8 protein-coding genes are annotated in these 12,837 nt (G+C 64.6%); 2 read left to right on the forward strand and 6 right to left on the reverse strand.

From position 1 onward, the window contains the following. Positions 1 to 47 precede the first annotated feature (47 nt). On the forward strand, positions 48 to 1,622 hold the full coding sequence (locus tag J2X20_RS23100; RefSeq protein ID WP_310270174.1) for a hypothetical protein: 1,575 nt from the start codon (positions 48 to 50) through the stop codon (positions 1,620 to 1,622). A 7-nt stretch (positions 1,623 to 1,629) separates the two neighbouring features. On the opposite strand, the gene J2X20_RS23105 is transcribed toward J2X20_RS23100, so the two are convergent. The 3 genes from J2X20_RS23105 to J2X20_RS23115 all read right to left on the reverse strand — a co-directional run bounded on the left by J2X20_RS23105 (position 1,630) and on the right by J2X20_RS23115 (position 4,288). Further along, positions 1,630 to 2,370, reverse strand: a complete 741-nt coding sequence (locus J2X20_RS23105; protein WP_310270177.1) for a DUF72 domain-containing protein — start codon at positions 2,368 to 2,370, stop codon at positions 1,630 to 1,632. 12 nt (positions 2,371 to 2,382) lie between these two features. Continuing rightward, a complete protein-coding gene (locus J2X20_RS23110) occupies positions 2,383 to 3,198 on the reverse strand; it encodes a DUF72 domain-containing protein (protein WP_310270180.1) in 816 nt (271 codons plus the stop codon). A gap of 76 nt (positions 3,199 to 3,274) precedes the next feature. Next, on the reverse strand, positions 3,275 to 4,288 hold the full coding sequence (locus J2X20_RS23115; RefSeq protein ID WP_310270183.1) for a zinc-binding alcohol dehydrogenase family protein: 1,014 nt from the start codon (positions 4,286 to 4,288) through the stop codon (positions 3,275 to 3,277). 104 nt (positions 4,289 to 4,392) lie between these two features. On the opposite strand from J2X20_RS23115, the gene J2X20_RS23120 reads away from it, so the two are divergent. Then, entirely contained in the window at positions 4,393 to 5,325 is a 933-nt protein-coding gene (locus J2X20_RS23120) for a LysR family transcriptional regulator (RefSeq protein ID WP_310270186.1), read from the forward strand. A 757-nt stretch (positions 5,326 to 6,082) separates the two neighbouring features. On the opposite strand, the gene J2X20_RS23125 is transcribed toward J2X20_RS23120, so the two are convergent. The 3 genes from J2X20_RS23125 to J2X20_RS23135 all read right to left on the reverse strand — a co-directional run bounded on the left by J2X20_RS23125 (position 6,083) and on the right by J2X20_RS23135 (position 12,434). Further along, positions 6,083 to 6,469, reverse strand: coding sequence for a hypothetical protein (locus J2X20_RS23125; RefSeq protein ID WP_310270189.1), 387 nt, complete (start codon positions 6,467 to 6,469; stop codon positions 6,083 to 6,085). 71 nt (positions 6,470 to 6,540) lie between these two features. Then, positions 6,541 to 10,386 carry an Ig-like domain repeat protein gene (locus J2X20_RS23130; protein WP_310270193.1) on the reverse strand — a complete coding sequence of 1,282 codons (3,846 nt, stop codon included), beginning with the start codon at positions 10,384 to 10,386 and terminating at the stop codon, positions 6,541 to 6,543. A 26-nt stretch (positions 10,387 to 10,412) separates the two neighbouring features. Continuing rightward, positions 10,413 to 12,434: an RHS repeat domain-containing protein gene (locus J2X20_RS23135; RefSeq protein WP_310270195.1), complete on the reverse strand. Its 2,022-nt coding sequence runs from the start codon at positions 12,432 to 12,434 to the stop codon at positions 10,413 to 10,415. Positions 12,435 to 12,837: the final 403 nt, after the last annotated feature.

Raw genomic sequence — 12,837 nt, forward strand, 5'->3', positions numbered from 1 at the left:
CGGCTGGTAACAAGGCGGGCGTGGCGTCGGGCCACAATGCGCCAGCCGTGACTGCCGCCGTCGCCCTTCGCCGCCCGCCACCCGACCCGCGCCTGCTGCAGCGCTGCCTGCTGCTGGCGGTGCTGCTGCACATCTGGCTCGTCCTCGTCTTCGGCAATGCCAGCGGCACGGCGGCCCCGGGCCAGGGCGTCTGGGGCAGCCTGACCGTCAAGCTGCTGGGCCGCAGCGGCAGCAATACCGGGGCCCCGCCCAGCGACAAGGCCGATGCAGGCAGCCAGGCCCAAGCCGCCGCCGAGCCCGGCGCCGCCAGGCTGGGTCGCAGCAGTCCACAGGAAGTGCCGCCCGAAGCCGCCCGCGCAGAGGAGGCCCCGCCCGCACCGCCCAGCACCGCGACGCTGGAGCTGCCCGAAGGCTTCAAACCCGTCGAGCGCGAGACCCTCACCACCCCGCCCCGGACCACGCCGCCGCAGACGCCGGCGGCCGAGTTGCCGCCCCCCGTCAGCCGGCTCGAAGCCCGGCCCGAAGCCGCCGTCACCCCCTTGCCCTCGGCAGCCAATCTGCGCACGCCCGATCGTCAGCCCGAGCTGCCCAGCCTGCCCACGGAGCTGCCGGCGCCCGTGCGCCGCCTGGACGCCACGCCCGCCGCCCCCACGGCGGCCCTGCCCCGCCCGGCAGCGCTGCGCGCCCAGCCTGCAGCGCCGGTCGCCGCGCCCAGCGTGGATCTGCCCGCCGCCGTCCGCCGCCTGGAGGCCCCTGCGGACGCCAGCGTCGGCTCGCCGCTGCAACGCCCGGCCGAGCTACGCACCCCGCCCAAGCTGCCGGCCACCGCCGCAGCCCCCAGCGCGGAGCTGCCGGCCCCTGTGCGTCGCCTCGAGGCGCCGGCGGACGCAGCCAACAGCAGCGCCACCCTGCCACGCGCAGCCGAGCTGCGCACCGCAGCGCCCAGCGCCGCCCTGCCGGCCACGCCCAGCGCGGCCCTGCCCTCCGCCGTGCAAAGGCTGGAAGCGCCGACGGCCTCGGGCGGCTCGGTCACGCCGCTGACGCGTTCCAGCGAATTGCGCTCGCCCAGCGCCGCCGCGACGGCCAATGCATCGGCGCTGAACCCACAGGATCTGCCCACCCAGGTGCGTCGCCTGGAATCGACCGATGGCGGCACTGCGGTGACGCCGCTGCAGCCCAGCGCCACGCCACGCGCGGCGGTGGCGCCCGGCGCCCAGCCGCTGAACGAGTTGTCCGGCGCGATGCCGGGCGAGGTCAGTGCGCCGGCCGGTCCCGCCAAGGGAGACCCGAATGCCAATCCCTATGCCGCGCCCAAGGCGGCGGCGGGTTCGCCCGATGCCGGCTCCCGCCTGGGCCCCGACCTGCCTGTGCCGCCGACGGAGGCTGCCAGTGCGCCGCGCGCGCCGCTGAACCTGTCCTTGCCGCGCGGCGACATCGCGGCCCGCCGCAGCCCGGGCCTCGTCGACATGCTGCCCCAGCCGCCGGAGCGCAAGTCCAAGCTCGAACAATCCATCGAGGACGCCGCCAACAAGGATTGCCGCAAGGCCTATGCCAACACCGGCATCCTGGCCGCCATCCCGCTGGCCCTCGATGCGGCGCGTGGCAAGGGCTGCAAGTGGTGAGTGCGGTTCAGAGCATGGCCTGAAGCCGCAGCGCGTTCTGCAACGCCGCGCCCGACGCCGTGTTGTCGAAGACGCACCAGCAGGCCGCATCCCGCGGCAGGGCCTGCGCCGCTTGCTGCAGCCACGCCTCCTCATAGGACGACCAATAGACACGCGGCGAGCCGTGCCAGCGGTAGTAGCGCAGCCCCACCCAGCCGCCGGGTGCGCTGGAGCCGGGCCATTTGGCCGGATCGACCGCGGCGCGCGCCACCTCGGCGTCGCGCAGCAGTTGCTCCGCCTCGGGCGTGAACCAGCTGAGGTGGCGCGGCTCACAGACGATGCTGCCCTTGAAGACCGCATGCGCCTGCTTGAAAAAGCGGCCAGCCACGCGGGCATCCAAACGCAGCGATGGCGGCAGCTGTACGAGCAGCACGGCCCCTTTCTCGCCGAGGGCTGCGACCTCGTCGGCAAAGCGCGCCAGCAAGTCGTCCGCGCCCTCGAGGCGAGCTTCGTGCGAGATCTGCTTCGGGCATTTGACGGCGAAGCGGAAATGTTCAGGCGTACTCGCTGCCCAACGCTCATAAGTCTTGGGCTGGTGGGGACGGTAGAAGGAGGAGTTGATCTCGACGCCGTTCATGACGGCGGCATAGCGTTGCAGCTGAGAGCCCTCTGCCGGAAAGCCTGCCGCCACCTTGGCCGGGATGGACCAACCCGCCGTAGCGATGACGGTGGGGAATGGGGGGTCGGCACGCCGGCCAGGCCTGGACACGATGCCTGTCGTTCAGCTCCGGGTCGCGCCGTAGGCTTCGGACCAGGGTTCACCACGCGGCCAACTCATTCCGACATGAAGGTCATCCCGCAGCATGGCCTTCAACCGCAGCGCATTGCGCATCGCCGCGCCAGCGGCGGTGTTGCCAAAGATGCACCAGCAGCTCTGCTCCTGGGGCAGGGCCTGCAGCCACAGCGCGCGCTCGCGCAGCCAGGTCTCGTCGTAGGACGACCAATACTCCCGCGGCGAGCCATGCCAGCGGCAATAGAGCAGTGGGGCGTGATCCATCGCCAGGACCTGGGTCCAGCCGCCCGGCTCCTCGGCGCCCGGCCATTTCGCGGGGTCGACTGCGCTGCGCGACACTTCGAGGTCGCGCATGAGACGTTCCGCCGGCGCCGTGAACCAGCTCGCGTGCCTGGGTTCGCAGGCGATGGAGCCGCCGAAGCGGGCATGCACCTGTTCGAAGAAATGGCCCGCGACCAGTTCGTCGTAGACCAGCGTGGGGGGCAGTTGAACCAGCAGCACACACCACTTCGAGCCGAGGGCCTGGGCGGCATCAACGAAGCGCGCCAATGCATCCCTCGCGCCCTCGAGCCGATATTTGTGCGAGATCTGCTTCGGGCATTTGACGGAGAACCGGAAGTCGGCCGGCGCCCGACCCGCCCAGCGCTCGTAGGTGCTGGCGCGATGGCTGCGATAGAAGGACGAGTTGATCTCCACGCAGCCCATCAGGGCCGAGAAGCGCTGCAGATGGAAGTCCTCGGCACGGAACGCCGCCGTGCCTTCTGCCGCAATGCCCCAGTCCGACGTGCCGATGAAGATCGTCATGTCAGCAGCCTAAGCAGGCCGCGGTGACCCGTGCGTCGGACAAGGGCGCGGCGCGGCGGCACCCCCGTCCGACGTGTCAGAAGCCGCTGACGACGATCTTGCCGCGCATGCGGCCCGATTCGACGAGTTCATGCGCGCGGCGCAGGTTGGCCGCATTGATCGGGCTCAACTGCTCGCTGACCGTGGTGCGCAACTTCCCCTCGTCCACCAGGGCCGCCACGCGCGCCAGCAGCCGGCCCTGCTCGGCGATGTCGGCGGTGCCGAACAGCGGCCGCGTGAACATCATCTCCCAGTGCAGGGACAGGGCCTTGCGCTTGAGCGTCATCACGTCGATGGGGCCGGACAGATCGTCGATGAGGCCGACGCGGCCCTGGGGCGCGGCGGCATCGATGATGGCGTCCCAGTGCTGCTCGGTATGGGTCAGGCTCGCCATGTACTCGACCTCGGGCACGCCGGCCGCGACGAGCTGGGGCCGCCAGGGCTGGCTGTGGTCGATGACGGCATGGGCGCCGAGCTCACGGACCCAGGCCTGGGTCTCGGGGCGGCTGGCCGTGCCGATGACGCGCAGCTGCGTCAGGCGCCGGGCCAGCTGCACGAGGATGGAGCCCACGCCCCCGGCCGCGCCGATGACCAGCAGGCTTTGGCCAGCACCGCCGCCCTCCGTCACGCCGAGGCGGTCGAACAACAGCTCCCAGGCCGTGATGGCCGTCAGCGGCAGGGCGGCAGCCTCGGCATCGCTCAGGCTTTGCGGCGCGCGTGCGGCAATGCGGTGGTCGACCAATTGCAGCTCGGCATTCGAACCCGGACGGTTGATGCCGCCGGCGTAATAGACGCGGTCGCCGACGGCAAAGCCCGTGACGTCGCGGCCCAGGGCCTCGACCCGGCCCACGGCGTCCCAGCCCAGCACCTCGGGCTGGCCGGCCTGCGGGGCACGGCTGCGGCGCACCTTGGTGTCCACCGGGTTGACCGACACGGCCGCGACGCGCACCAGCAGATCCAGGGGACCGGCCGCCGGTGCCGGCAGCTCCAGGTCGACCAGGGATTCCGGATGGGTGATGGGCAGGGATTGCAGATAGCCAACGGCTTTCATGGGATGTCCTTCTGAAGATGAATAGCGATGACCGTCATGGTGGGCCCCGCTATTCGATTCAGAAAGCCTAGGATTGGCGAATCAGTTTCATCAAAAGCATGAAGATGGATCGACTTGCTCCGTTGCAGCTCTTTGTCGCGGCCGCCGAGGCCGGCAGCTTTTCGGCCGCCGCGCGTCGGCTGGACCTGGGTCCCGTGCAGGCCAGCGCCACGATCGCCCGCCTGGAACGCGAGGTGGGCGCGCGCCTGTTCGAGCGCTCCACGCGCCGACTGCGCCTGACCGAGGCCGGCGAGCAGTGGCTGCCGCATGCACGCCTGCTGATCGCCACCTGGGAGGACGGCCAAGCGGCCTTGCGCGAAGCCGCGGGCGTCGAGCAACCGCTGAGCGGCCGGCTGCGCGTCAGCCTGCCCAGCGACGTCGGCCGCCAGCATCTGTGGCGCTGGATCGAGGATTTCATCGCCGCAGAAGCCGGGCCGCGGCTGGCGCTGGAACTGCGCCTCAGCGACCGCCTGGCCGATCTCGTACAAGACCCGGTGGATTACGCCGTCCGCTACGGCGAACCGCCGGACTCCAGCCTCGTGGCCCTGCCGCTGGCGCCCGACAACCGGCGGGTGCTGTGCGCCAGCCCGGCCTATGTCGCCCGCCACGGCCAGCCGCGCACGCCGACCGAGCTGAAGGCTCACGACTGCCTGCGCTGGGGGCTGGGCGAAAGCCTGCATGGCCGCTGGCGCTTCACCGCGCCCGACGGCGAGACGATGGCCGTCGAGGTGGGTGGCAGCCGCGTCGCGGACGACGGCGGGTTGGTCCGCGAATGGGCCGTCGCGGGCTTGGGGCTGGCCTACAAGAGCCGGCTCGACGTGGCTGCCGATCTGGCCGCGGGCCGGCTGGTGGCCCTGCTGCCCGACTGGCTGGGCGAACCCGCGCCCCTGCACTGGATGGCCGTGGGGCGGCACCGCCTGACGCCGGCCGTGAAGCGGCTCGCAGAAAACATCAGGGCCCGCTTTGGGGCCCTGGATGCGAGTGAAGTGCGGCGCTGAGGCCGCCACGATCGAACCGAGGTCGTGTCACGCTGTCTCGCCAACCCGGCGCCCCGATATGTGTTTATAAGGCCAGTTGAGTCGCGGCCGCGCTCGCGCGACGTGGGTCGCTTGGGTTTGGGGGGCGGCGGGCGCAGCAGGCCCGCCAGGGCATCGGGGGAGACTCGCATGGAACACCTCGCATCGGGGATGCGACGTGTAGCGACGACGCATCTGGCGATACGTCTGCAGCCCCAGCACGCTCGCAGCAGACGCTGCCAGCTCAAGGCCGGGACTGTGGGCGGGCGACCGTGTGCTCTTCGGTGGCCTAGGGGCCACACGCACACTCGACGGGCTTGGAGGCCCAGCGTCTCCCGTCGTCGCCCCTGTTCGCTGTCGCGCCCAGGGGCTCAGGAGCGCCGCTGCCTGCACGCCACACCGCCTTCGTCGGCGCGTCGCGCAGGAAGCCACCCCGGCTGTCGGGCGCCTGTGCAACGTGCCGTTGCCCTGGCTCTGCGCTGGACGCTTCGCCGCCATCCAGGGTGGCTTCCTGCGCTGCGCTTCGTCAGCGGCGGGCTTCGGTCAGCTTCGCTGACCTGCACCCCAACCTCGTTCTTCGCGTGGGCGCGAACCGGCGCTAGGACCGCGCCTGAACAAGGTCGGCCCCTGCAGCGCTGCGGCAACCCGCCTGGGGACGGGTGCGCCTTCGCGTCAGGCCCAGCGCCTGCTGGGCCTGCCCGCTGTCCTGCGGCAGCGGCTCCCTTCCCAGGGCAAAGAATCAATCACAGCCGCCAGATGTGTCTTGAACCAAGATGCCACATTTTTCAACTGGCACCAATGTATTTCCAGACGGCTCCTTAATTGCAACAACGCCTTCTTTTCTGGAATATGCAAACTGCAAATTCAAAGCACCAGATACTTTCACAATATCGTAGCTGTAGAGCCTGCCCAGAACGGCCCTTTCATTCTTTGCAACAACCTCATACCGACTGTCCGCAAAGTCCCATTTCGATATTGATGAATCTTTTGGAACCGCCAAAGAGAAGGACTGGGATTTGATGCAAACGTAAGGGTCAGCGCTGCCACATCGCTTAGCAGGCTTCTCAACGTCAACCAAAATTATGGACTTGTCCGCAATTGTTATGGACGACTTGGCATTCAGCATGTCTTGGTACGTCACAGCTTGAGCGCAGGTCGCAAGACACAATAAGCTCGCAAAGAAAACGCGCCAGACAATCATTTTGGACATCCGCAAGTTTTCGAGGAATGAATTAGCCAATCTGCAAAGGCGTCAGCATCTATTTCGCTGGGCACTCTCTGGGCATTTCCGGAGAGGATATCTCCAATGCTACCTGGGGGGTCAACAATGCTGGCGTTGCCAGGCATGGTGTGACGGAATTCGTGCCAACCAACCTGCAGTTGAGAGGGATTTTCACCAGGCTCAATCATAAAGAAACGCCTGGAGAACGTTGTTTTATTCCCCTTTGTAATCCCATAGCCCTGCTGGATGCGCCTTGCAGGATTGTCAATGTTCGGGTCTACGGTTACCACCCACTCATCATATTCCTTCTGCAAGCGGTCCCTGTCAATTTGACATAGGCCTCGAATTCTGTCTTGCACCGCATCCAGGATGCGCTGCATAGGCTGACCATAGCGCTTTTGCCACTCCTGATACTCCTTGGAGGGTTTGCCGAAATTGGGGCCATATGCCGGCGCTCCAACAATTCTCGCCAAGCCGTAGGGGTCGATACCGGAAAGAGGATTTCCGCCCACGTATGCATACGTGTTGATGCCGCCATCCAAGCCGATGGGGTCACTTTGAACATATCGCCCAGTCGTCGGGTCGTAGTCCCTGAAGTGGTTGTAGTGCCGCCCACCAAATGGCTCGTACTGCTGACCAGGGAATCTCAAGCTTTGTTGCAGAGCAGTCAAACCAGCCGTGGGTTGCTCCTCTGCGGAACTCGCACCGAAGGGCTCCCCCATCCACCGCCAGCGGATCTTATTATTGGCGTCGAGAATAACCCGCGGAGTATCCAAATGATCCGCATGAACAGCGTAAATCCCCGCCGCAGACCCACTGGCTTTGATGACGGCTACTGGTGTATCACCCAGCCAAACATATTCAGTTATCGGCGTGCCGTTTTCGTCGTATTCACCAACAAGATGGTTACCCTGGTCATACGCAAACAACGTCGTGGCAGTGGTGCTGCCAACCGCTGCGACTCGAGTCACGCGACGCCCCATCGCATCAAATCCGAACGAGATGCCATAGCTCTGTACGGCCCAGCGCCCCTCGAGACTGTATTGGGCGGTATAGCCTGCGGTGTCGCTGGTGGTGTTGCCCGTGGCGTCGTAGAGGAAGTTGCGAGCCGTGTTGCTCAGCGCATCGAGCCGATTGCTGGCCGCCTGTGTCGTGTAGGCCCTAGACGTAGCGCCAGAAGATGAGCTTGTCCGGTTTCCATTTGCGTCATAGGTGTAGCTCCAGTTGGTGGAGCCGGTCGCGCTGATAAGGCGGTTCAGCTCGTCATAGCTGAACGTCTGGTCATACGCCGGGGCAGGAGCCTCAGTGCTGAAGTCGTAGTGCGTGTACCGGCTGACGCGGTCCGCATCGTCGTAGGTGATGTCACGCAAGAGAACACCCAGCGGATACCGCACGGGCCGACCACTGGCATCGAAAACACGCTCGTGGGGCCTGGGTGCAGCACCCAGCTTCCAAACCCAACTCTGAACAGGTCCAAACGGACTCATGACCACCTGGTCGAGCAGGTTGGTCGTACTGCCACCGGTCGTGATCGAGATGGATTGGGGCTGGCCATTTGCCCAACCGAAGTTGACGATCCGCCCCGAGGGGTAGGTCATGCTCGTGACATTGCCAGCTGTGTCGTAGCCGTAGTTGACGACCACTGGAACACCCACCGCGCCGGTCTGGACGGTCATCGTGACGCGACCAAATCCGTCGTAGCGGAAGGTAGTGCTGGCATCAGGGGTTGCTGCCGTCGTCAGGCGCCCCACGCCATATCCAAAACTGGCGCCAGTCTGGTCGTAGGTCCAGCTCAATGTCCGGCTGGGGCTTCCAGCCTTGCTGTAGACAACCTGCGTGGGCCGGTCGAGTTCGTCATACGTGTAGGTGGCGAGCACGCCGCGCGCATCGGTGCGCGTCTTGAGGTTGCCGGCTGCGTCAAAGGTGCTGGTGGCGGCGCCGGTGTCGGGGCTGGTGAGTTGCTTGACGTCTCCAAGGCCCGTGGGCTGGTATTGCGTGACGAGTTGGCGTGGATCGGTGACGGACGTCAGTTGATCCAGCAGGTCGTAGCCATAGCCAACGACACCCTGCTTCGCATCGGTGGTGGCCGTGCGCCGCCCGAGGGCGTCGTAGTCGCTCTTCGTCGTCAGGGCACGCGAGCTTGGCGCCACGATGGACTTGGTGGCTTTGCCTTCGGCGTCGTATTCGTAATTGACGACCGGTGTGGGCGAGACGGCCAAGGCGACGTGCGCCGTTCCCTGGGTTCCATCTGCCGCTTGCGAAGACGAGGCGCTGGCCAGGTTGTTCGCGTCTCCGGGGTAGGTGACGCTGAGGCTGAAGGCGCCCATGTCGGCGAGGGCTGTGTTCAGCGTCGCTTGTCCAGAGCTCAGCACCGCGTTGCCCAGGACCCTGCCGCCGTTGCTGAACACGACCTGCCCTGTGGGGTTGGCACCGGTGACCCGCGCAGTCAGCTTGATGGGCTGGTTCTGATACTGGGGCTTGGGGTCGACAGTGAGCTTGGTGGTTGTAGAACGCTTGCTGATGCTGAGAGCAACAGCGCTCGAGTTTGAAGCCTGGTTGAAGGCATCGCCCGCATAGGCAGCCGACAGCGCAAAGTCGCCCGCAAGCGCAAGCACCGGCTGCAGGCGAGCGACGCCCGAAGACAGCGTCGCACTGCCAAGCACGCTGCCACCCACCATGAAGGTTACCGAGCCCCCGGGGTTGTCGCCCGTGACCGTCGCCGTCAACTCAACGGCGTCGCCTGCGGCGGCGGAAGTCGGGTTGGCGGCAAGCGTCGTGCTGGTAGTGGCCTTGGGGGTGACGCTCTGGTTGAGCGCACCAGAGGCTGCAAGATGGTTTGCGTCGCCGCCGTATTCAGCCGTCAGGGAATGCGCGCCGGTCTCGGAGAGGACAACCTGCAGGCTCGCAACGCCGCTGGCGTTCAAGTTGACGCTACCCAGCGCTGCAGCACCGTCCTTGAAAGTGACGCTGCCGGTTGGATTCGTCCCGCTAACCGTAGCCGTCAGCGTCAGCGGCTGCCCTTGCAGTACGGAGGCCGGGCTCGAAGTCAACGCGACCGATGAAGCACGCTTCTGTACTTGGATGATCAGATAACCCGCAAGGCTCTTTGCGCTTTCAATCGTCCCGTCAAATTGAGCGTTGACCCAATGTTGGCCTGCGGTGGCGTAGCTCGTCGTGATGGTCCCGCCATTCACGCCTTCTGCGAGCACCAGCCTGTCGACGACGGTTGTGGAGTCGTAAAGCGAAATGCTCGAGCGCGTCTGAAGTTCTCGAGCACTTGCAGCCCTGCCAGTCACGTTGACACCAAAGGATGTTGACTGGCCGACCGCGATCGTTGAATCCAACCACTGCAAAGTCGTGCTTGTGACGGCCTGTGGCAGCACAGTGATGGTCGTGAACCGAGCACCACCGCTAAGCATCGTGGTCGGTGCATTGTTGGCGTCACCGGAGTACAGAGCCCCTAGCGCATAGCTGCCCGCATACGGGAACCTGGTCTGAAAGTAGGCAGCCCCTGAGACGTCCAGAATCGCCGTTCCCAAGGCGGTGCCGCCATCGTCGATGAACGTGACTGTCCCTGTCGGGCTGCTTCCCGACACAAACGCGGCCAGCAGGACGCTTTGGTTTTGATATGGGCCCGAGTTGCCCTCCAAGACCGAGACCGAGACCGAGGTACTTGTCGCCCTCTGGGCATGTGCCGTCAGCGTAAATAACGTCAGCACTGCCAGCCCGAGGAACAGGCGCAGCAGTCTCAGACACCAATGCACGCGGCGATCTAGCAGCGCAGGCGTCTTGTTGAGCGAAGCAGCCAGCGAAGGCGCCACGAGGAGGTGGGAGCATTGCATCTGAATCACTCCCGACCCGTGACTTGTTGGATTCGATTCAGCGCATCTGGCACGCGTGCAAGCGTCTTTGCTAGGCGCCCCGCCGGGTCGGTGAAGTTTTCAGCGATGCGGTTGCCGCTGCTGTCCAGCGTGTAGGTCACGCTGTTGCCCAGCTTGTCGGTGATGCTCGTCAAGCGGTGAGCGGCGTCGTAGGCGTAGCCCAGACTGCTGGCATCGGGCAGCGTGACCGTCTTGAGCAGTCCCGTGGGCCAGTAGTCGTAGCTCGTCGTGGCGTTCAAGGTGGTGACGGTCTTGAGACGCTGCCTTTGATCAAAGGTTCGGGTGGTCACGATGTCGTTGGCGTCCTTCATCTCCAGCCACTGCCCTGCTGCGTTGTATTTGGTGTACGTGGCAACCTGTTGCTTGGCGTTGGCGACGGTGTACAGATCGCCCTTGGTGTGCTCGGCGGTCGTATCGCTGTAGTAGACGTAGGTCTTCGCGTAGTTGCGTGGACTGGTGTACGAGAGGACTTGGCCGTATTGGTTGTAGGTCCACTGCTGGGTGCGGGCAGGAACGGTGCTGTCCAACGCCGCCGCCAGGCCCAGGGCGCCGTTGGCGTCTGTCGTCGCCTGCTCGACCTGCTTGCACAGCACGACGATGGCGCTGCCGTCGGGCAGCGTGGCGCTGGAGGGCGCGCAGGAGGCGATAGCGCCGCCGTTGAAGGGGTCGGGCTGGCCGTTGTAGACCTTGGTGGTCAGCCGCCTGGGCTCGGCAAGCTGGGTCTGCAGCCGCCACACCGGATGCCAGGCTGAGCTGATCTTGCGGGAGCTCGCCGGCAGCGTGGCATTGGCCGCCAGCGGCGCGGCGCAGGCGGTGCCGGCCGCCAGTCCTTCCACCCGGACCGTCTCGAGGTTACGGCCCAGATCGTTGGCAAAGCAACTGCGGTTGCCCTTGAAGTCTTCCTTCCAGGCAACGTTGCCGTTGGCGTCGTACTCCTGCAAGCGCGTACTTGCAGCACAGCCCGAACCCGCCGGCTGGCTGGTTCCGCTTGTAAATAGCGTGCCCGCAAGTTCTACCGCGTTTAGGTTTCTTCGCTCCCCATTCGGCTGCGTAATGGCGAGATTACTAGGCGCCGCCCATCCATGGTATCTTGTTAACCAGTTACTACCCCACTCTTCTCGAACCACAGGGCCCGGCGGCGAAAGAAAATCTATTGAATAGCTATCCGCCCCATTTGCATGCGTTGTAGAGATTGCAACGCGGGCGTCGTTATATGAAAACCATGAGTACCTACCACCCGATTCGTCAACCACCCCCGTGAGAGCCCAAAGTTGATTCGGCCTGGGGCTGTCATAAACAAATTCTCGGGTATTTCCATCGGGCCAAATGACTGACGTCAAATTTGAATCGGTATAGTGGAAGAAAACTCGCCCTTCAGCAGAATCACTCACACTTTCTATCGCGCTCGAGCCGTCGGGCAGTGTGCGATAAGCAAATGAGATTTGACGCCCAAACTGGTCGACCAGCACACTGGCCGCCCCCCCGACTGCATGGTCAAACGTGATCGATTGACCACCAATGCCAGTGATTGACAAAATATTTCCATTGGCGTCATAGGCCTCAATTGCCCCGCCAGCCAAATCATAATACCGGTATGCCGTCGGCATCGACGATTGGCTCGCTCCTACGAGATAGCCGTTTCTGTTGAGCGCCGCCGGACTATAGGACGCTCCACTGACAGCGAAACTTTCGACCGCGCCGGAGCCCCGCACAGCCTGGACATCGACGCGAAATGCATCGTCCAGAATGAGCTGTTTGTGGACGTTGGAAAACCACAGTTTTCCCAAAGCCCCGAAAATGCCGGTCTGGCCGTTCAAAGCGGAAACATCGCCGCCGTTCGCGAGTGCCCTGGCGCTGTCATAGGTGATGGTAAGTGGGACACCCCCAACGGCAAGTCCCAATGGGACGGTTTCATATTTATTGCCGGCCAACGGATTGATTGGATTGCCCACCCCACATGCAGATGGCTTCGGCGCATAAATGTCCACCACAGAAATATGGTGCGGAATGAAATAACCTACCAGGGGTATAGTTTGGTTATACCAGACCAGGCAACCCGTGGGGCGCCACGATCCACATACATCGGACGTTAAAGCAAACCCGCATGTACTACCATCATTCACCTCACTGGAAAACGAAAAGTTGGTTTGACTCTGGGGATCTGGGCTGACTGCCTGGTGGTTCCTGGCGAGAATGCGACTTTGCGTCACCTGAATCCACGATCGGCAAGCCGCCGTTTTTGTGGGTTCTATGCTTACGGGCAAAGGTCCCGACCAAGCATTCCATTGCACCTCCCACCGCTGATAACTGCCCGCGCGACTCACTGAATAAAACGTCAATGAAGCAAGTGCCAAAAGAGCAATTTTTATATACTTCTTCATACATTGAGCC

The sequence above is a fragment of the Roseateles saccharophilus genome, from assembly GCF_031458095.1.
Taxonomy (GTDB): domain Bacteria; phylum Pseudomonadota; class Gammaproteobacteria; order Burkholderiales; family Burkholderiaceae_C; genus Pelomonas; species Pelomonas saccharophila_A.